At 57.6% G+C, this 23,501-nt stretch carries 23 protein-coding genes; 16 read left to right on the top strand and 7 right to left on the bottom strand.

Annotation, left to right across the window (positions count from 1 at the left end; genetic code table 11):
- Positions 1-9 precede the first annotated feature (9 nt).
- The 6 genes from Q3V30_RS00320 to Q3V30_RS00295 form a co-directional block, all read right to left on the bottom strand.
- Positions 10-948 (bottom strand): ABC transporter substrate-binding protein, encoded by a 939-nt coding sequence (locus Q3V30_RS00320; protein WP_306209378.1) that lies wholly within the window; start codon positions 946-948, stop codon positions 10-12.
- The gene (locus Q3V30_RS00315; RefSeq protein WP_306209377.1) at positions 945-2,003 is read right to left on the bottom strand and encodes an alpha-hydroxy acid oxidase; all 1,059 of its coding nucleotides are present in this window, start codon (positions 2,001-2,003) and stop codon (positions 945-947) included. Before Q3V30_RS00315 ends, Q3V30_RS00320 begins: the two co-directional genes overlap by 4 nt.
- On the bottom strand, positions 1,996-3,519 hold the full coding sequence (locus tag Q3V30_RS00310; protein WP_306209376.1) for an amino acid ABC transporter permease/ATP-binding protein: 1,524 nt from the start codon (positions 3,517-3,519) through the stop codon (positions 1,996-1,998). The genes Q3V30_RS00315 and Q3V30_RS00310 overlap by 8 nt, the downstream gene beginning before the upstream one ends.
- A gap of 81 nt (positions 3,520-3,600) precedes the next feature.
- On the bottom strand, positions 3,601-4,485 hold the full coding sequence (locus tag Q3V30_RS00305; protein WP_306209375.1) for a transporter substrate-binding domain-containing protein: 885 nt from the start codon (positions 4,483-4,485) through the stop codon (positions 3,601-3,603).
- An 80-nt stretch (positions 4,486-4,565) separates the two neighbouring features.
- Entirely contained in the window at positions 4,566-5,543 is a 978-nt protein-coding gene (locus Q3V30_RS00300; protein WP_306209373.1) for an NAD(P)-dependent oxidoreductase, read from the bottom strand.
- Between the two features lie 12 nt (positions 5,544-5,555).
- A complete protein-coding gene (locus tag Q3V30_RS00295) occupies positions 5,556-5,948 on the bottom strand; it encodes a Rid family detoxifying hydrolase (RefSeq protein WP_306209371.1) in 393 nt (130 codons plus the stop codon).
- Between the two features lie 401 nt (positions 5,949-6,349).
- On the opposite strand from Q3V30_RS00295, the gene Q3V30_RS00290 reads away from it, so the two are divergent.
- The 5 genes from Q3V30_RS00290 to glyS all read left to right on the top strand — a co-directional run bounded on the left by Q3V30_RS00290 (position 6,350) and on the right by glyS (position 10,315).
- The gene (locus Q3V30_RS00290; protein ID WP_306209370.1) at positions 6,350-6,589 is read left to right on the top strand and encodes a colicin E3/pyocin S6 family cytotoxin; all 240 of its coding nucleotides are present in this window, start codon (positions 6,350-6,352) and stop codon (positions 6,587-6,589) included.
- A gap of 9 nt (positions 6,590-6,598) precedes the next feature.
- Positions 6,599-6,910, top strand: a complete 312-nt coding sequence (locus tag Q3V30_RS00285; RefSeq protein ID WP_306209368.1) for a hypothetical protein — start codon at positions 6,599-6,601, stop codon at positions 6,908-6,910.
- Positions 6,907-7,062, top strand: coding sequence for a hypothetical protein (locus tag Q3V30_RS00280; RefSeq protein WP_306209365.1), 156 nt, complete (start codon positions 6,907-6,909; stop codon positions 7,060-7,062). Before Q3V30_RS00285 ends, Q3V30_RS00280 begins: the two co-directional genes overlap by 4 nt.
- Before the next feature lie 262 nt (positions 7,063-7,324).
- Positions 7,325-8,236 carry a glycine--tRNA ligase subunit alpha gene (gene glyQ, locus Q3V30_RS00275; protein ID WP_306209363.1) on the top strand — a complete coding sequence of 304 codons (912 nt, stop codon included), beginning with the start codon at positions 7,325-7,327 and terminating at the stop codon, positions 8,234-8,236.
- Between the two features lie 9 nt (positions 8,237-8,245).
- The gene (glyS, locus tag Q3V30_RS00270; RefSeq protein ID WP_306209360.1) at positions 8,246-10,315 is read left to right on the top strand and encodes a glycine--tRNA ligase subunit beta; all 2,070 of its coding nucleotides are present in this window, start codon (positions 8,246-8,248) and stop codon (positions 10,313-10,315) included.
- 254 nt (positions 10,316-10,569) lie between these two features.
- Here glyS and Q3V30_RS00265 read toward each other — a convergent pair whose 3' ends face one another.
- Positions 10,570-10,863, bottom strand: coding sequence for an HTH-type transcriptional regulator (locus Q3V30_RS00265; RefSeq protein WP_306209358.1), 294 nt, complete (start codon positions 10,861-10,863; stop codon positions 10,570-10,572).
- 760 nt (positions 10,864-11,623) lie between these two features.
- Here Q3V30_RS00265 and Q3V30_RS00260 point away from each other — a divergent pair.
- The 11 genes from Q3V30_RS00260 (at position 11,624) to Q3V30_RS00210 (ending at position 23,459) form a co-directional block, all read left to right on the top strand.
- Positions 11,624-12,343: a FadR/GntR family transcriptional regulator gene (locus Q3V30_RS00260; protein WP_306209356.1), complete on the top strand. Its 720-nt coding sequence runs from the start codon at positions 11,624-11,626 to the stop codon at positions 12,341-12,343.
- Positions 12,340-13,344, top strand: a complete 1,005-nt coding sequence (locus Q3V30_RS00255) for an ABC transporter ATP-binding protein (protein WP_306209354.1) — start codon at positions 12,340-12,342, stop codon at positions 13,342-13,344. Before Q3V30_RS00260 ends, Q3V30_RS00255 begins: the two co-directional genes overlap by 4 nt.
- Positions 13,341-14,432 (top strand): ABC transporter ATP-binding protein, encoded by a 1,092-nt coding sequence (locus Q3V30_RS00250; RefSeq protein ID WP_306209352.1) that lies wholly within the window; start codon positions 13,341-13,343, stop codon positions 14,430-14,432. The genes Q3V30_RS00255 and Q3V30_RS00250 overlap by 4 nt, the downstream gene beginning before the upstream one ends.
- Positions 14,429-15,943, top strand: a complete 1,515-nt coding sequence (locus tag Q3V30_RS00245; RefSeq protein WP_306209350.1) for an ABC transporter substrate-binding protein — start codon at positions 14,429-14,431, stop codon at positions 15,941-15,943. The genes Q3V30_RS00250 and Q3V30_RS00245 overlap by 4 nt, the downstream gene beginning before the upstream one ends.
- 14 nt (positions 15,944-15,957) lie before the next feature.
- Complete coding sequence (locus Q3V30_RS00240) at positions 15,958-16,899, top strand: ABC transporter permease (RefSeq protein WP_306209348.1); 942 nt, start codon at positions 15,958-15,960, stop codon at positions 16,897-16,899.
- Positions 16,900-16,901: 2 nt separating this feature from the next.
- Positions 16,902-17,777, top strand: coding sequence for an ABC transporter permease (locus Q3V30_RS00235; protein ID WP_306209347.1), 876 nt, complete (start codon positions 16,902-16,904; stop codon positions 17,775-17,777).
- A gap of 16 nt (positions 17,778-17,793) precedes the next feature.
- A complete protein-coding gene (locus Q3V30_RS00230; RefSeq protein WP_306209345.1) occupies positions 17,794-19,395 on the top strand; it encodes a gamma-glutamyltransferase family protein in 1,602 nt (533 codons plus the stop codon).
- A 143-nt stretch (positions 19,396-19,538) separates the two neighbouring features.
- On the top strand, positions 19,539-20,255 hold the full coding sequence (locus Q3V30_RS00225; RefSeq protein WP_306209343.1) for a DUF3053 domain-containing protein: 717 nt from the start codon (positions 19,539-19,541) through the stop codon (positions 20,253-20,255).
- 232 nt (positions 20,256-20,487) lie between these two features.
- Positions 20,488-20,742, top strand: coding sequence for a type II toxin-antitoxin system Phd/YefM family antitoxin (locus Q3V30_RS00220; protein ID WP_306209341.1), 255 nt, complete (start codon positions 20,488-20,490; stop codon positions 20,740-20,742).
- The gene (locus Q3V30_RS00215; RefSeq protein ID WP_306209339.1) at positions 20,742-21,053 is read left to right on the top strand and encodes a type II toxin-antitoxin system RelE/ParE family toxin; all 312 of its coding nucleotides are present in this window, start codon (positions 20,742-20,744) and stop codon (positions 21,051-21,053) included. The genes Q3V30_RS00220 and Q3V30_RS00215 overlap by 1 nt, the downstream gene beginning before the upstream one ends.
- A gap of 471 nt (positions 21,054-21,524) precedes the next feature.
- Entirely contained in the window at positions 21,525-23,459 is a 1,935-nt protein-coding gene (locus Q3V30_RS00210; RefSeq protein WP_306209337.1) for a PTS mannitol transporter subunit IICBA, read from the top strand.
- Positions 23,460-23,501: the final 42 nt, after the last annotated feature.

The raw sequence follows: 23,501 nt of genomic DNA, 5'->3' as shown, positions 1-23,501 counted from the left end.
TTTCTCCTGTTACGGTTTTACGCCGGTGGCGAAAGAAAGCTCCACCAGCGCGGCAAAAGGCACCGGGATCGCCGGCGTGAGCCAGCCTGCTTCAGTCAGCAGCACGGCGAAGCGATCGAAATCCTCACGCCTCATCAATGGGGAAGGTGCAAAAACGTTTGCTTTAAGGTAGGCGTCCAGACCGGTAACCAGCGCCGCTGACGGATAGTCGGGATACCAGGGCTGAACCTGCGCCGCCAGCGCCGCGGCACCGTTAGCCTGCAGCCACTGCTGCGCCTCGCTCAGCGCCGCAGTAAACGCGCTGAAGGCCGCTTTTTTCTCCGCCATAACGTCACGGCGGGCAATGTAGGCGCTCCAGGGAACGGCGCCGCAGAGCGGCGCCAGGCTGGCGACAGCCTCAAGCTCACCCCGCGCAATACAGGGTGCCAGCGCATGCATCGAGTGCAGCGCATACTCCGCCTCACCCCGGCCGACGGCGGCAAAGTCGGCCGTTTCATCGCCGCTTCCGGCAATCAGCTCAACCTCCTTTTCCAGCTGATGCTGGCGCAGCAGCCAGTTGAAGCTGAGGGTCGCGGTACCGACGTTGCCCACATCTATCACGCGTTTGCCGCGCAGGCTGCTGAGGGTGAAATTGCTGTCCACTTTCCCTGCCGCCAGGAACCACGGATTTGCCGAGACGGCGGCGGCGAAGCAGAGCAGCGCCGGGCCGTTTTCCTGATAATTTTTCATCATCACCATCGGGCCGCCGAGGGTCAAATCCGCTTCTCCGGCGATCACCGCAGGCACCTGCCCGCCCTGCACCGTTTTCCCGCCAGATCCGGCGGTGGTGAAGATCACCTCCAGCCCATGCTTTGCAAACAGGCCCAGGCTCTCCGCCAGATAGTGCGCGCAGTAGTAGATGCGCGACTCGCTGGCGTCGCCCTGATTGAGAACTAAAGAGAGAGTCATGCTGATTCGGCTCCGGCGAGGGTAAGAAACGAGGGGTTCAGTTCGCTGATGCTGCTGACGCCGCACCAGTGGCTCAGGGCTGTGATTTCGTTGATCCAGCCGGAGAGCAGGCCAAAGACCGCCTCTTCCCCCCCGGCCACCAGCGCGCCCATCACCGGCCTGACCACCAGCGACAGCGAGGCGCCGAGAGAGGCCGCCACCACTGCGTCGGTGCCGCTGCGCACGCCGCCATCCAGCACCAGCCCGCCAGCATAGCGCTGGCGCAACGCAGGCAGCTGCTGCACGGGAGAAACCCAGCGTGAGCTCTGACGCAGACCGATATTTGAAGCGATGATGCCCTGGCAACCGGCATTGTGCGCCGCAGTCGCGTCATCCGGATGTAAAACGCCTTTCACCAGCAGTGGCAGCTTATGGCTGGCAGCAAATTCACACGCCTGACGCAGCTCATCCCAGCCCCAGCAGGGAAACGCTGGCAGAGGCTGCACGCCCGGCCCGGTTGACCCGATGGTTTTCAGGCCGCGCTGCAACAGGGCATCGCCGATGGAGAAGCCGCCGGGTTGCAGGCCCGGCACCGGATGCACCGGAGCCAGCACGGTGAGGATAATGCCGCTGGCGCCGCATTCCGCCGCATGGGCAATCAATCCTTCAATACGCGACAGCTCGCCTGCCGCCCGCAGTTGCAACCAGCAGCCCTGATATTCCGCGCAAATCTCACTCAGCGGCGTCACCGTCTCTTCCGAGACAGCCAGCGGCAGTTGCAGGCGCCTGCAGGCGCGGGCGATGGGCAGCAATCCTTCGGGATGGAAAACCACATCCCCGGCAAAGGCGCCCACACCAAGCGGGGCAGACCAGCGATGTCCGGCAAACGTGACCGAGGTATCAATGCCGTTGTTCCCGCGCATCACCCGCGGCAGCAGACGATAGCGTTGCAAATCCTGGCTGTTGCCATCTGCGGCGGCCAGCAGCGCATCCGCAGGCTGGCCCATCATGTAACGGTAGAGCGGCTCGCCTAAACGCTGACGCGCTTCCTGCTCAAAAGGCAGTACGTTACGCATGCTGACTCTCCTGATGTACCTGCTCATTTTTCAGGAAGGTGGCGAACGCTTCGGTTTCCGGCTGCTTCAGGATCGCCGGCGGCCCCTGCTCAATCAGCTGACCACCCTGCAGGAATACCACACGGTCAGCCACGCTTGCGGCGAAGGCGATATCGTGGGTACTGATAATCATGGTGATGCCGGTCTGGGCCAGATTACGGATAGTCTGGTTCACTTCACGCACCAGTTCCGGATCCAGCGCGGAGGTTGGCTCATCAAACAGCAGGATACGCGGCTCCGCCGCTAATGCGCGGGCAATACCCACGCGCTGTTGCTGGCCGCCTGACAATTCATGCGGCAGGTTGGCGACGAAGTCACCCAGACCTACAGCGCGCAGGGCACGGAGACCTTTGGCTCGCGCCGCCTCCTCCTGCATGCCCTGTACGCGCAGCGGGATACTCATGGCGTTATCCAGCGCGGTCAGGTGGTCAAACAGCGCGAAGTGCTGGAAGACAATACCAATGCCGGAACGGGCGCGGTTCTGGGGCAGCAGGCGGTCCGGCAACGCACGTCCGCTTTCGTCATACCCCATAATATGGCCTTCCGTAGAAATCCTGCCGCCGGAGCGTGGCGTCAACGCCAGGATAGATTTCAGCAGCGTACTCTTGCCGGAGCCTGAGCGCCCCAGCAGCACCACCACTTCACCACGACGGATGTGCAGCGAGAGATCCTTCAGTACCGGCTTGCTGCCATATTCGACGCAGAGATTGTCGATTTCCAGCACCGGCGCGGCTTTGCTGGTCTCCCAACGCTGCTTCGGCAGCGTCACCACTTCCGCTTCCGCCGGCACTGGCAGCTTCTCCAGCCGCAACCGGGCGCGACGGGCGCGATCTTCAAGGTTGTAGTGGCGCTCCAGCCACCACTGCCCTGCCGCCAGCAGCGAGGAGAGGATCATATAGATGCCGCCTGAAGCCACCAGCACCGGAATAAACAGGAAGTTCTGCGAAACGATGGTCTGTCCGCGCATGGTCAGCTCGTTCACTCCCACTACGGAGGCCAGCGAGGTGGATTTCAGCAGGCCGACCGCCTCGTTGCCCATGGTGGGCAGAATAGCGCGCAGGGCCTGAGGGATAACCACATGGATCATCTCTTTGGTGCGGGAATAGCCAAAAGCCTGCGCGGCGGTGCGCTGGTTCCTGTCGGTAGCGAGGATGCCGCCACGAATAATCTCCGCGCAGAATGCCGTTTCGTTGATCATCAACGCCAGCAGGGCGCTGAGAAAGGGACTGAAGCACAGGCCAAACTGCGGCAGCACGTTGTAGAGCAGGATCAGCTGCAGCAGCACCGGCGTGCCGCGCAAAATATAGATATAGACCTGCACCGGAAAACGGATAACCCAGTGGCGCGAGGTGCTGGCCAGCGCCAGGAAGAAGCCGATAATCACCCCACCGGCCAGCGCACCGACCAGCAGTTGCAGCGCGATAACGGCGCCCTGCCACAGATAGGGCAGGGTCAGATACTTAAGAAAATCATCCACGCTCTTTCTCCAGCGGTCGGACGCTTGCTCTCCCCTTTTTGCTGGCGCAGCGGCACGCCAGCAAAAAGGGCTGTGGCGGACTTAGCCTTTATCGACAGCGATACGCTGTGCGCTGGCACCCTGGCCCCAGAAATCCAGCAGCTTTTTCTGCGCGCCGCTCTCCTGGATCACTTTCATCGCATCCAGCACCGCATGACGCATCACGGTGTTGTTCTTGGCGATGGGGAAACCAACCATGATCGGCAGGTCAACGGTAAACGCCGTCTCAAAAGCTGGATCGGCCTTAGCGATTTCACGCGCGGAGCCCGCTGCGGTCAGATAGATATCGGCACGGCCGCTTTTGATCGCCTGAATGCTGTTATCGGTGTTCTGCACCATCAGCATATTCACTTCCGGCTTACCGGCAGCTTTACATTTAGCGGTCTGCTCCGGCACCAGTTTGGTGGCTTCATAAGTACCGGCAGCGGCCGCTACCGTTTTGCCGCACAGATCGTCTGCACTCATTATTTTTTCCGGATTGCCTTTCGCCACAATCGATCCATCCTGCACCTGCACGGAAGCCACAAACGCAATCTGCTTCAGGCGCTCTGGCGTGACATAGAGCATCGGGCCAATATCGGCGCGGCCGCTGGAGATGGAGGTCAGCAGCACGTTAAAAGAGCCATTCTGGTAGGTGTGCTTAAAGCCGAGACAGCCGCCGATACGGTCAAACAGCGACGGGTCCAGACCTTCAATCACCGTTGGATCCGCCGCCGACGGCGCTTCAAATCCCTTGGTATAGCCGCCCAGACCTACCACCACATCCTTGCCAACCAGCGAAGGATATTTCGCCTGCAAGGTTTTACACTGCGCCATCGCACCGAACTCTTCGGCGGAAGGTTTAACCGTGTCCGCCGCCTGTGCGGAGAGAGAGAGCAGTGCGCCGGTCAGACCGGATACTACCAAAGCGATGCGTGCTAATTTCATTCTGAGGATCCCCTGGTGCTGTTGAAGGTATAAGCGATGACCGGTTAGTCATGAACCGCTGTTGGTGTTGGGCCGTAAGATCAATACCCTTTCTGTGTACTCACACGGTTTATAAGCGGCTCTCCGGCCAGATACCGTTCAAGGTTTTGCAAAAATAGCGTCAGGCAGCCCTCAAGATAGGCGCCATGATCGTCGAGGCTACAGTGCGGGGTCATAATCAGCCGCGGCACCTGCCAGAGCGCGTCGCCCTGCGGCAGCGGCTCCTCGTAAAACACGTCCAGCACCGCGCCAGCCAGCGTTCCGGCGTTCAGCCTCTCGCTGAGCGCGTCATAATCGAAAACGCGCGCGCGGCCCACGATAATCACACCGGCGCGGGAAGGCAGTTTCGCCAGCCTTTCGCGGCTGAACAGTCCGTCAGTTTCCGGCGTCAGCGGCAGAGTGGAGACCAGCACGTCGGTATCCGCCAGTTCAGCATCCACCTCTTCGATGCTGATGCAGCGCGCAACCGTGGCAGTGCTTTGCCCACTGCGGGTTACGCCCACCACCTCGTACCCCTGTCGGGTCAGCAACGCAGCCGCGGCCGCGCCAATGCCGCCCAGCCCCAGCAGCAGCACTTTCTTACCGCGTGCGCAGCCGCCAAAGACCGGACGCCACTGCTGGTTCGCCTGATCCTGCAGAAAGCCAGGGATGCCGTAGTTGAACATCAGGGCCGACATCAGAATAAATTCCGCGCCCTTCTCGCCATGCACGCCGGAGGCGTTAGTGAGCTGAACCGCGTCGGGCCACTTCTCCAGCCAGCTTTCCACGCCAGCGGAGATAACCTGCACCCACCTCAGCCTGGTGGCGTCTGCCGCGTGCTGATACAGCGGAAACTTACGTCCGGCCCAGACGATATCCGCCACCAGAAGAAATTCAGCCAGATGCTGAGGATCGTGATTTTCTGACAGCGTAAATTTGCCCTGCAGCGCCGGATTTGCCTGCAGCCGCTGCCAGAGAAGCGTTTCAGAGAGTTGCAGCGCCTGCGGGCCAGCGGGGTCATTTTCGATATGGATATGCATGGTTTTTCTCCCTCAGCGCATCGCCGTGACTTCCATCTCAACCAGCAGATCGGGGTGGTTGAGCTGGATACCGACGGTAGCGCGGGCCGGGAACGGGAAGGAGAAGTAGTCGGCGTAAACCTCGTTCAGCTGCGAGAAGAGCGAGAGATCGGTCAGAAAAATCGTCACGCGGACAACGTTGTCAAAGGTCATCCCCGCTTCACCGAGCAGATCGCCCACGTTTTTCAATACCTGGCGGGTCTGTGCCTGAATATCCTCGCCAACGATAGCGGCGGTGTAAGGATCAATCGCTACCTGGCCGGAGATAAACAGCATCGGTTCATGCAGCACCGCAGCCGAGAGGGGCGCGGGTCCCATCGGCCGGTCTTCCGCTTTCATACCAGGGTACGCAATAGCCTTTTTCATTGAGGTCTCTCACCGAAGAGTTAGTGAGGCCAAATTCGTATACGATCAGACGAAAGTCAACGCGCGAATTTTCACCAGATGGTCTGGTTTTGCGCTACTGGTATGGTGATGTCGGTCGATAATTGCATGGCAGGTATGATTTAAAAATTTAAAAATCATCCAGTTAGATTCTGCTTCGCCAGCTATGACATCCTCTTAAAAACTGCCTGTACAGAACGTATACGATTTTCTGATGATAGCGATATCAAGGGCATTTCAGTAAACCACGTCCCAGGAAACAGTAAATGGAACCGCGCTCGTAAAACCATTTATTCACCCGCTTTAGTGCCAGAACTCATCTTGACTGAAACTATAGTGCGCCAGAAAATGCTTACATCAGGAAAGGAAGCCAGGAGGTTGTTTTGGGGGGATTGCCCATTCCAGTCCCATCCATTCTGGATGGATTGTTAGTAGCAGGAATCGAAGGTGGCCGTAAGGTTTATAAAGATAATATCGAAAATCTTTATTACACTTGGGATTCAATGCACGGTGAGATCGAAGTTTTCAATAAACGTGGGATGCACCTTGGTGTAGTTGATCCTGTTACAGGTATTATCATTAAACCCGCGGTACGCGGCAGAAAAATCAGCAAGCAGAATTAGGAGAGACAAATGAATTTCATTCAAAAATGCCTCGCTGGTGACGTGTTGTCAGATGAGATTGATGATTATGTAGAGCAGTGGCATAAAGGTGTTGAGGGGCAAGGTATGGAACTTCATCAATATCTTGGTATGACATGGAGTGAATATACCTTGTGGTCTACAAAACCGTCGGTACTGCCGCTTATCCTCAAAGCACATAAGAATAATACCACTCTGGATAGGGCACAAAACTATGAACAGTTGGCTATGATAGCCCAGGCAGGAAATGCTCAGGAAGCTCATAAAATGGAAGCATGGCTGAAATCAATTGGTAAATTATGATCCAGCCAGCAGAAAAGATTGCCAGAAGAGTGGTTGAGCAACACAATTTAATTCCACCTTATGATCTTCATCAACCTGTAGCGTATGATGCCATCTTAGAAGATAAAAACTTCTTTATAGATGTGGATGCCGATGGCATTTTTATTGGTTGAGGTGGAGAAAGGGTTTCCGTTATTTTAATTAATGGAAACAGGGCAATTACCCGAAAAATTCAGATGCCAAAAAACGAAAGCCATCAGAAATTGAAAACTCCCCGAAAGCACCCTCATTTTTTACCCTTTTTTGCCTGAATTGTCCCGGCGCTTCCCGCTCACGACAAGGCGAATGCATTTAATCACGGGCTGACTATCTGACGGTCAAAGGGTATACTGGCGCCCACTTTTTATTACCACTTGTCTCGCGTGCGGACCCAACATGCAAAAGTTTGATACTAAAACCTTTCAGGGACTGATCCTGACCTTACAGGATTACTGGGGCAGCCTGGGCTGCACCATTGTGCAACCACTGGACATGGAAGTGGGTGCAGGGACTTCTCATCCCATGACCTGCCTGCGTGCCATAGGGCCAGAGCCGATGGCCGTTGCCTATGTGCAACCGTCACGCCGCCCTACCGATGGCCGCTATGGTGAGAACCCTAACCGCCTGCAGCACTACTATCAGTTCCAGGTAGCGATTAAGCCCTCGCCTGAGAACATTCAGGAGCTTTACCTCGGCTCCCTGAAGGCGCTGGGGCTGGATCCAACTATTCATGATATCCGCTTTGTAGAAGACAACTGGGAAAACCCGACGTTGGGTGCCTGGGGTCTGGGCTGGGAAGTGTGGCTCAACGGCATGGAAGTGACGCAGTTCACCTACTTCCAGCAGGTTGGCGGTCTGGAGTGCAAACCGGTTACCGGCGAAATCACCTATGGCCTGGAGCGTCTGGCAATGTATATCCAGGGCGTGGACAGCGTCTATGACCTGATCTGGAGCGACGGCCCGCTGGGCAAAACGACCTATGGCGACGTGTTCCATCAGAATGAAGTGGAGCAGTCCACCTATAACTTCGAATACGCCGATGTCGACTTCCTCTTCTCCTGCTTTGAGCAGTATGAGAAAGAGGCGCAGAGCCTGCTGGCGTTGGAAACGCCTCTGCCGCTGCCAGCCTACGAACGCATTCTGAAAGCGGGCCACTCGTTTAACCTGCTGGATGCGCGTAAAGCGATCTCCGTGACCGAGCGTCAGCGCTACATTCTGCGCATTCGCACCCTGACCAAAGCCGTGGCTGAAGCCTACTATGCGTCGCGTGAGGCGCTGGGCTTCCCGATGTGCAATAACAAGAAATAAGAGGCCGCCATGACGGAAAAAACTTTTCTGGTGGAGCTTGGCACTGAAGAGCTGCCACCAAAAGCACTGCGCAATTTAGCTGAATCTTTTGCCGCCAGCTTCACTGCCGAACTGGATGCCGCAGGCCTGACGCACGGCGAAGTGAGCTGGTTTGCTTCCCCCCGCCGCCTGGCGCTGAAAGTGGCTGCCCTGAGCGCCGCCCAGCCAGACCGCGAAGTTGAAAAACGCGGCCCGGCGATTGCCGCTGCGTTTGATGCTAACGGCGTGGCGACCAAAGCTGCCGAAGGCTGGGCACGCGGTTGCGGTATCACCGTCGATCAGGCTGAACGCCTGAGTACCGACAAAGGCGAATGGCTGCTCTACCGTGCGCACATGAAAGGCGAAAGCGCACAGTCGCTGCTGCCGGCGATGGTCAGCACTGCCCTCTCTAAGCTGCCGATCCCGAAACTGATGCGCTGGGGCGATTCCGACGTGCAGTTTGTGCGTCCGGTGCATACGCTGACGTTGCTGCTGGGTGAAGAGAGCCTGGACGCCACTATCCTGGGCGTCACTTCCGGCCGCACCATTCGTGGTCATCGCTTTATGGGCGAAGCGGAGTTCAGCCTTGATAGCGCCGACCAGTATCCGCAGATCCTGCTGGAACGTGGCAAGGTGCAGGCTGACTACGAAGCGCGTAAAGCGCAGATCAAAGCGGATGCCGAAGCGGCAGCGCGCGAAATCGGCGGCGTTGCCGACCTTAGCGACAGCCTGCTGGAAGAGGTCACCTCGCTGGTGGAATGGCCGGTGGTGCTGACGGCGAAATTTGAAGAGAAATTCCTGGCGGTACCGGCGGAAGCGCTGGTCTACACCATGAAGGGCGACCAGAAGTACTTCCCGGTCTATGACCCGGCGGGCAAGCTGCTGCCAAACTTCATCTTTGTCACCAATATCGAGTCGAAAGATCCGCAGCAGATTATCTCCGGTAACGAAAAAGTGGTTCGCCCACGTCTGGCCGATGCTGAGTTCTTCTTCAACTCAGATCGCAAAAAGCGTCTTGAAGATAACCTGCCGCGTCTCGAAACCGTGCTGTTCCAGAAAGAGCTGGGCACGCTGCGTGATAAAACCGACCGCATTCAGGCACTGGCTGGCTGGATTGCCGGGCAAACTGGCGCAGATGTTAACCACGCCACGCGCGCTGGTCTGCTCTCCAAGTGCGACCTGATGACCAACATGGTGTTTGAATTCACCGACACCCAGGGCGTGATGGGCATGCACTACGCCCGCCACGACGGCGAGGCGGAAGATGTTGCCGTTGCGCTGAACGAGCAGTATCAGCCGCGCTTTGCCGGTGACGATCTGCCCTCTAATCCGGTGGCCTGTGCGCTGGCTATCGCCGATAAGATGGATACGCTGGCCGGCATTTTCGGCATCGGACAGCATCCGAAAGGCGACAAGGATCCGTTCGCGCTGCGCCGCGCCGCGCTGGGCGTTTTGCGCATCATCGTTGAGAAAAACCTGCCGCTGGATCTGCAAACGCTGACGGAAGAAGCCGTGCGCCTCTATGGCAGCAAGCTGAGCAATGCCAAAGTAGTGGATGAGGTGATCGACTTTATGTTGGGCCGTTTCCGTACCTGGTATCAGGAAGAGGGCCACAGCGTGGATACCATTCAGGCAGTGCTGGCGCGTCGTCCAACCCGTCCGGCAGACTTTAACGCGCGGATGAAAGCCGTATCGCACTTCCGCTCGCTGGAAGAGGCTGCCACGCTGGCCGCCGCGAACAAGCGTGTCTCCAACATTCTGGCCAAAGCCACCGAGCCGCTGAACGACAGCGTGCAGGCGTCCCTGCTGAAAGAGAATGAAGAGATCAAGCTGGCGACCTACGTTTCCGCGCTGAGCAGCAAACTTCAGCCTTACTTCGCGGAAGGCCGCTACCAGGACGCGCTGATTGAGCTGGCCCAGCTGCGTACGGCGGTAGATAACTTCTTCGAGAAGGTGATGGTGAACGCCGAAGAGCGTGAGGTACGGATCAACCGCCTGACGCTGCTGGCTAAACTGCGTGAGCTGTTCCTGCAGGTAGCGGATATTTCGCTGCTGCAGTAACAGCCTTTGCCGGGGCGAAAGCCTTCGCTCCGGCAATCAGCAACTGAAGGAAGCAGGCCGCTTTATCGGGAATTTTATGGATGAAGTTGTGTTTCACGGAACGATCGAGTTATAGCAGAATTGCGATAACCGCTGACTTATAGCGAAACAGCGATAATTGCTGGGCTGGCAGAAGAAGCGAAGAGAATGCGGTGAAAAGTGCTGTCTCTGACAGCCAGAAACACAAAACCCGCCAGAGGGCGGGTTTTTCTTTACTACCCCAGCAGTTCTCTGCTGAGGCAAGGATTAAATTGTATTAACTGCATCAGTTTCTGTGCACTGCGCGAAGGTTTCGTGCGCTTGGCTTCCCAGCTTTTCACCGAAGAAACGCTGACGCCCAATGCCAGGGCAAACTCATCAATCTCCATGCCGGTAATTTCCCTGATGCGTTTTGGTTCGGGCACGGTCACTTCACCCTTTAATGCGGGAGCGGCTTGGATAACTTCACGCGTTAATACAATATGTTCCAGACTCGACAACAATTCGCCCATCGGATCTTTCAATTCCATAAGGCTCTCCTCATAAAAATCACAAATGTGAACGGCCAGAGGGTAAGAACCTGAGGCTCAGGTTCAGAATATTGGCGACAACAGCCGCTGGGTTGCTCAGAGAGTAGGGCTCAGAGAGACAGCGCAGGGAAACGCCAGGTTCTAAGTATTAGATCAAATCATGCGATTTGCGTCATATTTTTTGACTATTTTTCACACTTGCTTCTGCCTCAGGTCCACCTTAAACAAGAGTCACTTTTCCCCTACCAGCGGCTGCTTTTTAGCTGATCCAGACAGAGCGCGAATGGTACCGCTTACACTAGTCACTTCCGCAACTATTCGCCTGATTGATTTTATAATCTGCCCGTTTTTGTACTTATCTTTTTCAGAAATTTCCGAGTCTGCCCGGCAGGTAAAAAGTCCTTATTATCGGGTCGTCCGATCGCCCTGGAGAGCGCGCTGAAACTTTTCAAGCGCTGAAAGGGTGATTTCCACCGGCTCTCCCCCAGGTGCCCTAACTGGTGCATTCAGGGTCGCCGTTTGCACCAAAAAGCAGCAGAACAATTTTCTGCAGAAAGCAGCTGCCCGTTGTTCCCTTCTATTTAAACCGTCCGTAATTCAACTAATTAGCGAGACCATACTCACAGAATACTGAACCAATTAAAAATTGGTTCAGTTCTTGCCTACTGTAATAAACAGGTCATCACGCCTTGCCTGCACGCTGGCCGGGCTTACTGCCGAAAGCGCTTCCTTAAACGATGAATAAATAAGCGAACCAATTATGGGTGACACGTCAGAAACTGCCGTCAACTCCAGCTCCGCGCTGGAAAAGCTGCGCCAGCTGATCCAGCAGCAGGAGCGACAGCCGGAGTTACCTCTGCCAACCGAACGTGAGCTGGCGGAACGGTTTACCGTTGGCCGGCGGGAGATCCGTCGGGCGCTGGACGTGCTGGAAGAAGAGGGCCGGATCTGGCGTAAGCAGGGCAAGGGCACCTTTGTCGGCCCTGCCGCACCGGTACAGCCTCTGGTTTTGCAGGATCTTCCGCAGCGATCCAACCTGCTGGAGGTGATGGAAGCGCGCATTCAGCTGGAGCCGGGGCTGGCGCGTCTGGCCGCTCTGCGCGCCAGCAATGAACAGATTGCCCTGCTAAAGCGCCTGCTGGAGCGCATGCAGAGTATCTCCCTGGGCGATGGCGACCAGCACGAACTGTGGGACAGCGCCTTCCATCGTGCCATTGCCGAAGCTGCCGGAAACCGCCTGATGCTGGGGCTGTTTGATGCCGTTGACGCCGTGCGGCGTGAACCGAGCTGGCAACATCTGCGGGTGCTGGCCAGGACGCAGGAGCGGCTGAACCATTATGACGACCATCACCAACGCCTGGTGCAACATATTGCCGCCCGCCAGCCGCCTGAGGCAGCCGCAGCCATGCGAGAACACCTGCTGGTGCTACAGCAGGCCCTGATTGAAGCTATCAGCTGCGGCGAAGAGGAGCACCCATGACCGCTGAACACTCTCACCCGGTGCTGGCGCTGAGCCAGCTGAACGTACAGTTTGCCGGCTCGCCAGTCAGCGTACTGGACAACATCTCCCTGCAGGTCCATGCCGGAGAAACGCTGGCGCTGGTGGGCGAATCGGGCTGCGGAAAAAGCATAACCTCGCTGGCGCTGATGGGGCTGCTACCCGCCAGCGCTCAGGTGAAGCAGGGCGACATAACTTTTCTGGAAAAGGATCTGCTGAAGCTCACCCCTCGTGACTATGCCGATATCCGCGGCAACGAGCTGGCGATGATTTTTCAGGAGCCGATGACCTCGCTGAATCCCGCCTTTACGCTGGGCGATCAGCTGAGTGAAGCAGTGATGCGCCATCGCAATGTCAGCCGTCGTGAAGCGATGCAGGCGGCGCTGCAGATTCTGGAAAAGGTGCAGATCCCCGCGCCTGAAATGCGGCTGAAAGCGTATCCCCACCAGCTCTCCGGCGGCATGCGTCAGCGCGTTATGATCGCGATGGCGCTGATCAACCGGCCGAAATTACTGATCGCCGATGAGCCGACAACCGCGCTCGACGTGACGATCCAGGCACAAATTCTCTCGTTGCTGAATACCCTGAAAGCGGAGACCGGCACCGCCGTACTGATGATCACCCACGACCTGGGCGTGGTGGCGGAAGTGGCGCAGCGCGTGGCGGTCATGTACGCCGGGCAGGTGGTGGAAACGGGCGATGTGGCGGAGATTTTTAACGATCCGCAGCACCCTTACACCATCGGTCTGATGGGCTCGATCCCTAGTCTGGGCGCGCGCAGCGCCACCCTGGCCACAATCCCCGGCACCGTACCGTTGCCAGAACAGATGCCCGCTGGCTGCCGTTTTGCCACCCGCTGCCCCTTTGCTGAAACCCGCTGTCATCAGCATAAACCTGCGCTGGAAGACTTTGGCGAGCGTCATCAGGTGGCCTGTTTTCGTGCCCCGCTGGAACAGCACATCGCGCTGGGAGAAATTGCATGAGCACCCCGATTCTGGAATGTACCGATCTGAGCAAAACCTTTGCCGGACCCACCCGCCTGTTTAAACGCAACCTGCAGGTTACCGCCGTTGACCGTATCTCGTTGCGGGTGATGCCTGGTGAAACGCTGGCGATCGTGGGCGAGTCCGGCTCAGGGAAATCCACGCTGGGCCGCCTGCTGTTACGCCTGCTTTCCCCTTCTCAGGGAGCCGTTTTCTATCAGGGCGAAGAGATCACCAAAGCCAGCGGCGCGCGCCTCAATCAGCTGCGCCGGGAGCTGCAAATTATCTTTCAGGATCCCTTTGCCTCACTGAATCCCCGGATGAACGTGGAGAGCATCGTCGGCGAGCCGATCTGGCTGCATGAATCGCTTAACGGACGGCAACGTCAGGAAAAAGTGGCCGATCTGCTGCAAACCGTCGGGCTGCCTGCGGCCTGGGCCCGCCGCTATCCCCATGAGTTTTCAGGCGGACAGCGCCAGCGTATCGGCATTGCCCGCGCGCTGGCGTCAGGTCCAAAACTGCTGCTGGGCGATGAGCCGGTTTCCGCGCTGGACGTCTCGGTGCAGGCGCAGGTGGTGAATCTGCTGGAGAGCCTGAAACAGCAGTTTGGGCTGACCATGATTATCGTGGCGCACGGCCTGGCGGTGATCCGCCATATGAGCGACCGCGTGGCGGTGATGTACCTCGGGCAGATTGTGGAACTGGCGACGGTGGACGAGATTTTTGATGCGCCGCTGCACCCCTATACCCAGGCGCTGATTGCCTCTGCGCCGCAGATGCAGCCTGGCGCAGAGCGTCAGATCCCGATGCTGCAGGGCGATCTGCCCGATCCCGCCTCGCCGCCTTCCGGCTGCCGTTTTCATACCCGCTGCCCGCACGTCACCGACGAATGCCGCCGCATCGAACCCATCAACCAGATTTTACCGGGCGGCCGTCAGGTAGCCTGCCATCGCTGGCAGGAGCTTAACCGCGACCGCAGCGTGATAACCATTGCACCTCCCTCTTCCGCTTTTCTGCAGCGCCGTGCGCTGTTTGAACAGGCGGTAAAACAACACTCAATCACCCCCTCTGGAGAAGTGACGCGATGAAAGTACGCCACACGTTGTTGACCGCCCTGGGCGGCCTGATGCTGATCGGCAGCCTGCAGGCCCAGGCTGAAAGCACGCTGCGCATCGGCCTGGGTGCCGATCCCGATATGCTCGACCCGCATCTGGCGCGCACCTATTACGGCCGCTTTGTCTTTGCGGCCATGTGCGACCGTCTGGTGGATGTGGATGAACACCTGAAGGTGATACCGGGCCTGGCAACGGACTGGAAATGGAGTGAGGATGGCAAAACGCTGACCATGAATCTCCGCCAGGGCGTGACCTTCCAGGATGGCGAGAAGTTTGATGCTGAAGCGGTGAAATTTAATATTGAACGCGCCCTGACGCTGCCCGGTTCGCTGCGCAAAAGCGAAATCTCCTCGATTGAGTCGGTTGAAGTTGCTTCCCCTTCACAGGTGGTATTCCACCTGAAAAATGCTGACGCTGCCCTGCTGAGTCAGCTCACCGATCGCGCTGGTGCGATGCTGGCCCCCAAAGCGGCGGCGAAGCCCGATTTTGCCACCCATCCGGTCTGCTCCGGCCCTTATCAGTTTGAAAGCCGCGTGCAGCAGGATCGCATCGTCCTGAAACGCTTCGATAATTACTGGAACAAGTCAGCCTATCACTTCGATAAAGTGGTGTTCCTGCCCATTCCTGATGCCTCGGTACGTCTGGCGAACCTGCGTTCTGGCGATCTCGATCTGACCGAAGGCATTGCCGCCAGCGACGTAAAAACCGTGGAGGCTGACAGCAAACTGAGCCTCGCCAAAGTCACTGGCCTGGGCTATCAGGGCATTACCTTCAATATCGCCAACGGCAAAGTGGACCCGAACAACCCGTTTGTGAAGGATGCCCGCGTGCGGGAAGCGTTCTCGCTGGCTATCGACCGCGATGCGCTGAATCAGGTGGCGTTCGAAGGCTTATACGCGCCCTCAAATCAGGCGTTCTCGCCGGTCAGTCCTTACCACGTCAAGCTGCCGATCGCGCCTCGCGATGTGGAAAAGGCCAAAGCCCTGCTGGCTGCGGCTGGCGTGAAAACGCCAGTCAACGTCACCCTGTTAGTCACCAATAACCCCACCTCGCAGCAGGTCGGCCAGGTGATTCAGGCGATGGTGAGCGAAGCCGGATTTAACGTGAACCTGCAGATGAGTGAGTTTGCTTCCCTGCTGGATCGTCAGCAGCGCGGCGATTTCCAGCTCAGCCTCTCCGGCTGGTCGGGGCGTCCCGATCCTGATGGCAGCATCTTCTCCTTTATCAACAGCAAGGGCACCCTGAACGACGGGCGTTACAGCAATCCTCAGGTCGATGCCTGGCTGACCGAAGCACGTCAGACCAACGATCCGGCCACACGCCAGGGGCTGTATGACAAAGTGGTGAAGCAGCTGCAAACCGATATGCCGATTGCCTACCTCTACTTTGAGCCGCGCATCTTTGGCCTGAACAAAAAAGTGCAGGGCTTTAAGGCCTGGCCGGACGGGCTGGTACGCCTGGCTGGCGTGAAAATGGCACCCTGAGCCGGAGAGCGACCATGTTGGAATTGATCTGTAAACGCCTGCTGCTGGCTATCCCCACGCTGTTTCTGGTGAGCATTATGGTCTTCTCGCTGCAGAAGCTGCTGCCGGGCGACCCGGTGCTGGCGATGGCGGGGGAAGAGCGCGATCCGGCGGTGATAGCCCAGCTCAGAGAGCAGTATCACCTGAACGATCCGCTGCCGACGCAGTATCTCTGGTGGCTGGGTAACGCGCTGCGCGGTGACCTGGGTACCTCGCTGCGCACGCAGGAGCCGGTCACTACGCTTATCGCCAGCAAGCTTCCGGTCACGCTGGAGCTGTCGCTGCTGGCGATGATAGTGGCGCTGGTTGTCGGCATCAGTATGGGGATCGTCGCTGCCGTGCGGAAAAACAGCTGGGTCGATCACACCACCAACTTTGTCGCGCTTTCCGGGATCTCGATCCCGCACTTCTGGCTGGGGATCCTGCTGATCCTGCTCTTTTCCGTGCATCTTCAGTGGCTCCCCGCCTCTGGCTACGTCTCGCTGAGTGAGAGCGTTTCACAAAACCTCAAAACGCTGCTGCTGCCGGCGCTGGTGCTGGGCACCGGCCTGGCCGCCACGCTGATGCGCCACACGCGCGCCTCGATGATTGCGGTGCTGAAAGCGGACTACATCCGTACCGCCAGAGCCAAAGGTCTGCTGCCGAAAAAGGTGATTTTAAAGCATGCCTTCCGCAACGCGCTGGTGCCGGTGATTACGCTGACCACGCTGCTGTTTGGCGAGCTGCTGGGCGGCGCGGTGCTGACGGAGCAGGTCTTTACCCTGCCGGGCTTCGGCAAAATGATTGTCGATGCGGTATTTAACCGTGATTACGCCGTGGTGCAGGGGGTAGTGCTGGTGGTGGCTATCGGCTTCCTGCTGCTGAACCTGCTGGCTGACGTCCTGTATGTGCTGATCAATCCTAAGATGCGAGGCTGACGATGAGTGAAGTTCTGGCCGCTGGCAGCGCTGCTGCACTACGCAAACCCACCAACCGCGTGCTGAAAAAGTTTCTCGGCAACAAAAGCGCGGTTATCGGTGCGGTGATTGTGCTCTTCTTTGTGATCGTGGCCCTTCTGGCGCCCTGGCTGGCGCCGTTTGACCCGATCAAAGCCAATTTTCTGGCGGTGCGTAAAGCGCCTTCAGCCCTCTACTGGCTCGGCACCGATGAGCTGGGCCGCGATATTTTATCCCGCCTGATCTGGGGCGCCCGCAGCTCGCTGCTGGCAGGCTGCATCTCCGTGCTGATCGCCATTCTGGTTGGCGTGCCGCTGGGGCTGATTGCCGGGTACTGGCAGGGGATCTGGGACGGCGTGATCTCCCGCTTTATCGAAGCCCTGCTCGCCTGCCCTTTTCTGATCCTTGCTATCGCCCTGGGCGCCTTTCTCGGCCCCAGTCTTGGCAACGCGATGATCGCTATCGGTTTATCCGCCATGCCCATTTTTGCCCGTCTGACGCGCGGGCAGGTGATTGCCATTCGCAATGAAGAGTATATCGACGGCGCACGCGCTATCGGCCTGCCTGACCGCTGGATTGTGCTGCGCTACGTGCTGCCTAACGTGATGTCGCCGATTCTGGTGCAGGCCACGCTGGCTATCGCCTCCGCCATTATTACCGAGGCCAGCCTCTCCTTTCTGGGGCTTGGGCAACAGCCGCCTGCTCCCTCCTGGGGCGCGATGCTGAATACGGCCAAAGGTTTTCTGGAGCAGGCCCCCTGGATGTCGGTTTTCCCCGGCCTTGCCATTTTTCTTATCGTGCAGGGCTTCAATCTGCTGGGCGACGGACTGCGCGACGCGCTCGATCCGCGCAACGACTAATCATTAAGGAACGGCTATGAGTGGAATCAGTGATTTTAACGTGGGATACCCATCTTACCGCGCGCCGATGATGGGGCGTAATGCGGTGGCGGCGTCACAGCCGCTGGCCGCGCAGGCGGGGATCCGCATGCTGCAACTGGGCGGCAACGCGGTTGACGCAGCGATTGCCACCGCGATGGCGCTGACGGTGGTGGAACCCACCGGCAACGGCATCGGCAGTGACGCTTTCGCCATTATCTGGGACGGTGAAAAACTGCATGCGCTGAACGCTTCGGGCCGTGCGCCTGCTGCCTGGTCGCGGGAGACTTTTGCTCACCTGGCCGCCATGCCGGAAATCGGCTGGGATGCGGTGACGGTGCCGGGTGCGGTCTCTGCCTGGGTAGAACTGGCCGAACGGTTTGGCACGCTGCCGATGACCACGCTGGCGCAACCGGCCATTGAGTATGCCCGCAACGGTTTCCCCGTTTCGCCGCTGATCGGTCATCTCTGGGAGCGCGGCTTCAATAAGCTGCGTGACCAGCCAGGCTTCAGCGCCTGCTTTGCGCCGGAAGGCCGCGCGCCAAAAGTTGGCGAACTGTTCCGCAATCCGGACCAGGCGGATACGCTGGAAAAAATTGCTGCCACCAATGGCGAAGCGTTCTATCGCGGCGAGCTGGCAGAAAAAATTGCCGCCTTCGCCAGAGAGCACGGCGCGGCGCTGACGCTGGAAGATCTGAAAAACCACAAGGCTGACTGGGTGGAGATGCTGTCGCGTCCGTTTGCAGGCGGCTCGGTTCAGGAGCTGCCTCCGAACGGCCAGGGGATCGCTACGCTGATGGCGCTGGGTATTCTTGAGCAGTGGGATATCGGCCTCTATGAGCCAGATTCCGTGCAGTGGCTGCATCTCTCTATCGAAGCGATGAAGCTGGCGCTGGTAGATCTGGAGCGCTACGTGGCCGATGAGGATCACATGGAGTTTCCGGCGGAGCTGCTGCTTAGCGATGAGTATCTGAAAACCCGCGCCGCGCTGATCGACCCGGCCAGAGCCGGCGACTTTACTTTTGGTGCGCCAAAGCAGAGCGGCACGGTCTATCTCTCCACCGCCGACGCCAGCGGGATGATGGTCTCGTTTATTCAGTCCAACTACATGGGCTTTGGTTCAGGGGTGGTGGTGCCGGGCACCGGCATCAGCCTGCAAAACCGCGGCGCAGGCTTTGTGCTGGAGGAGAACCATCCGAACGTGGTTGCGGCCAGCAAGCGCGCTTTCCACACCATTATCCCCGCCTTTGCGCTGGATGGTGAAGGCCAGCCGCTGATGTCCTTTGGCGTGATGGGCGGGCCGATGCAGGCGCAGGGGCATCTGCAGATGGCACTGCGGATTATGCTGGCGAAACAGAATCCTCAGGCGGCGATTGATGCGCCGCGCTGGCGCGTGGTGGAAGGCCGCGAGGTGAGCGTGGAGCCAGCAATGGCGCTGAATACGATTGCCGCCCTGCGTGCGATGGGACATAAAATTGTGGTGGAAGATCCGCTACAGACCTATAACTTTGGCGGCGCGCAGGCGATTGTTCGCGACCCACAGGGCTTCTACATTGCCGCCACAGAAAGCCGCAAAGATGGCCAGGCCCTGGTTTTCTAAGCTCTGCTGCCGGAAGCGTGAATTTCTTCACCCTTCCGGCCCTGTTTTCCGTATCCTCCCCGCACGAGTTAGACTATTCTTCAGAGGCGGCGCACGCCGCCCTCATTTCTTTGCAAGCCCTACAATTACAGGAGTTACTTCCCATGACGACAGGACTTTCTCGCGTCTGGTCACGTCTGCTGGTGCCGTTTGTGGCACTGTTTCTGGTTTTCCAGCTCACCGGCTGCGGTGATAAAGAAGCCGATCAGCGCAAAGCTTTTATCGATTTCCTGCAAAACACGGTGATGCGCAGCGGCGAACATTTGCCGAGCCTCAGTGAAGATCAGAAACAAAAGTTTGGTAATTACGTCAGCGATTACGCCATTCTTTACGGTTTTTCTCAGCAGGTTAACCGCGCCGTGGAGTCCGGCATGAAGCCGGTGGTGGATGAGCTTTCCGCCATTCGTACGCCGCAGGATTATCTGACTCGTCGTGACTCATTGCGTCAGGCCAGCGGTTCGCTGGGCGTGCTGACTCAGCAAATTCAGGCGGCCAAAACGCAGGCCGACAGCAGCAAGGCGGCGCTGAAGCAGCCCGAAGAGCTGAAAACCGTTTATGACAACGTCTATAACAAAGTCGTGACGCAGCCAGCAAATTCGCTGCAGCCGCTGCTGCCCGCGTTACAGACGCTGAGCCAGGATGCGGTGCAGACCGGTGATTTCCTGCAGGCACAGGGAAGCCAGGTCACCTTTAACGGCCCGGCTATCCAGTTCCCGACGCAGCAGCAGGCAACGCAGTACAATACGCTGATGCAGAACCTTTCCGCCAACGCTCAGGCGCTGAGCCAGGCGCAAAGCGCGCTGCAGGGCAGTTTCCAGTAAGCCGCCCGGCTAAATCTGGATAGCTATTACAGACTCATCGCAGGTGGGGATATCCCGCCTGTGATGAGAAAGGTAACCCGCCTGCCAACCGTGCTTTCAACGTACACTTATCCTCTCAAGTTCTTATCCCTGCCGGACATAACCAATTTAGCTGGCACATTGTTGTCGTGCACTCTATTCTTGCAGCGAATCGTTCGATTTATACCTGTTCGCACAATGTAAGGAGAGCACCATGCTGAGTTTCACCGCTAATCAGGCTAAGACCCAGTTCGGAGAATTAATCAACAAAGCGCAGCGTGAGCCGGTGAGTATTACTAAAAACGGTAAGCCGTCGGTTGTGGTCATTTCTGCTGATGACTATCAGTTGATTGAGCAGATGAAAATGGAGCAGCTGCGTAGCAAGCTGGCCCGTTCTATTGCTCAGGTGGAAGCGGGCAAAGTGCGCGATGTTGACGACGTATTTGATGAGCTGATGAAGGATCTGTAATGACCCGGGCAACACTCTCCGAAGAGGCCGAACTCGATTTGGCTGAAATAAGGGAATATTCGATTGGGCAGTTTAGCCGGGCGATTGCAAAAGAGTATCTGTCCAATATGCGCCAGACGATGAAGCGCCTGGCTGACCATCCTGCTATTGGTGAAGATAAAAGTAATGAACTCTGGCCGGGTGTGCGCTGTTTCCCTTATATGAGCCACGGCATCTATTTTATAGAGGTAAAGGATGGGATCGCTGTAATAGGCATTATCCATCAAAGCCGCCTGCCAACCGTGCTGCTTAAACGCCAGCCGGATGCCTGACGAAGCCGTTAAGCAGAAAGCGCCATCCGCCCGATAAAAACCCGGCGTTAGACCAGAATAAAGACGTCATTTTCCTACATAGCATCTGCCTGTTAAATAGAGGCCAAGGGGAAGTGTGATCGCACGCATTTTGAGCGACAGATTTATTGTGATCGCCATCACACATATGAGAGAAAGCCACGTCACGTTTTCGTGACAAAAATCACACAAAACAGCCCCTTTCGCCCATTATTTCCTCAGCGTCTTTTTTTTACACCCTGTATATGTGATCTGCGTCACTAAAATACCCCCTCATGCCCACCTAACATAGTGATATGCATCACACTTTCCCTGCTGACTACGCAGCGTCATATTCGCGTGGTAGAGTCCGCCTGCATACACAGTGATAGAGCGGCTCGCCGCCGACATGTCCTAAACAAAAATCAACGCGCTCTCTTATTGTCAGCGCGTACCAATAAGGGGTGTTTTTTTATGTCCTCATCAGATATCAAGATCAGAGTGCAGAACTTTGGTCGCTTTCTGAGCAATATGGTGATGCCAAATATCGGGGCCTTTATCGCCTGGGGTATCATCACCGCACTGTTTATTCCTACCGGCTGGCTGCCAAATGAGACCATGGCCAAGCTGGTTGGCCCAATGATCACCTACCTGCTGCCGTTGCTGATCGGCTTCACCGGTGGTCGTCTGGTAGGCGGCGATCGCGGCGGCGTGGTGGGTGCTATCACCACCATGGGCGTGATCGTGGGTGCGGATATGCCTATGTTCCTCGGATCGATGATTGCTGGCCCGCTCGGCGGCTGGGCAATCAAAAAATTCGACCGCGTGGTCGATGGTAAAATCAAAAGCGGCTTCGAAATGCTGGTCAACAACTTCTCTGCCGGTATCATCGGCATGCTGTTGGCGATCCTGGCTTTCCTGGCGATTGGTCCGCTGGTTGAGGGTCTCTCCCATATCCTCGCCGCTGGCGTGAACCTGATGGTGCAGAACAACCTGCTGCCGCTGACCTCTATCTTTGTGGAACCGGCGAAAATCCTGTTCCTGAACAACGCCATCAACCACGGTATCTTCTCGCCGCTGGGTATCCAGCAGGCGAGCGAAGCCGGTAAGTCAATCTTCTTCCTGATTGAAGCCAACCCGGGTCCGGGCATGGGCGTGCTGATGGCTTACATGTTCTTCGGACGCGGTAACGCCAAGCAGTCTGCGGGCGGCGCGGCGATCATCCACTTCCTGGGCGGTATCCACGAAATTTACTTCCCGTATGTGTTGATGAACCCTCGCCTGATTATTGCGGTGATCCTCGGCGGCATGACCGGCGTATTCACGCTGACCCTGCTGAACGGCGGCCTGGTTTCTCCAGCTTCTCCTGGCTCCATCCTGGCCGTGCTGGCGATGACGCCAAAAGGCGCTTACTTTGCCAATATCGCCGCCATTATCGCCGCCTTTGCGGTCTCCTTCGTGGTCTCTGCCATCCTGCTGAAAACCAGCAAGGTGAAAGAAGATGACGATATCGAAGCCGCCGCTCGCCGCGTTAATGAGATGAAAGCGCAGTCTAAAGGCCAGGGCGTCGTGACCACGGCTACCGCTGCCGATGGCATGCACAGCGACCTGACTCTGGTGCGTAAAATCATCGTTGCCTGTGATGCCGGTATGGGTTCCAGCGCAATGGGTGCAGGCGTGCTGCGTAAAAAGGTCAATGATGCCGGTCTGACCATGATTTCCGTCACCAATACCGCCATCAATAACCTGCCGGGCGATGTGGATCTGGTGATCACTCACCGTGACCTGACCGAGCGCGCCATTCGTCAGGCACCGCACGCACAGCATATTTCTCTGACTAACTTCCTCGACAGCGGTCTCTATACCGACCTGACCAGCCGTCTGGTAGAGGCGAACCGTACAGCGGGTCACCGTGAAAAAGTGACCGCCACGCTGAGCGACAGCTACGACGACAGCCAGGAACATCTGTTCAAGCTGAGCGCCCGCAACATCTTCCTCGGCAACCATGCAACCGATAAAGAGCAGGCGATCCGCTTTGCCGGCGAGCAGCTGGTCAGAGGCGGTTATGTTGAGCCAGAATATGTTCAGGCGATGCTGGATCGTGAGAAACTGACGCCAACATATCTGGGCGAATCCATTGCGGTTCCGCACGGGACGATTGAAGCGAAAGACCGCGTGCTGCATACCGGTATCGTCTTCTGCCAGTACCCGGACGGCGTGCGTTTCGGTGAAGATGAGGATGATATTGCCCGTCTGGTCATCGGTATCGCTGCCCGCAACAATGAACACATTCAGGTGATCACCAGCCTGACAAACGCGCTGGATGATGAGTCCGTGATTGCACGGCTGACCACCACCACCGACGTTCAGGAAGTGCTGGATCTGCTCTCCGGTAAACAGCCGGCTTAAGCTTCCGGTACTCAGGCATTACCTCCCAGGGCCGGGCATGCC

This window comes from Erwinia pyri (genome assembly GCF_030758455.1).
Lineage (GTDB): Bacteria > Pseudomonadota > Gammaproteobacteria > Enterobacterales > Enterobacteriaceae > Erwinia > Erwinia pyri.
This window is presented reverse-complemented; position numbering and strand designations above follow the sequence as displayed.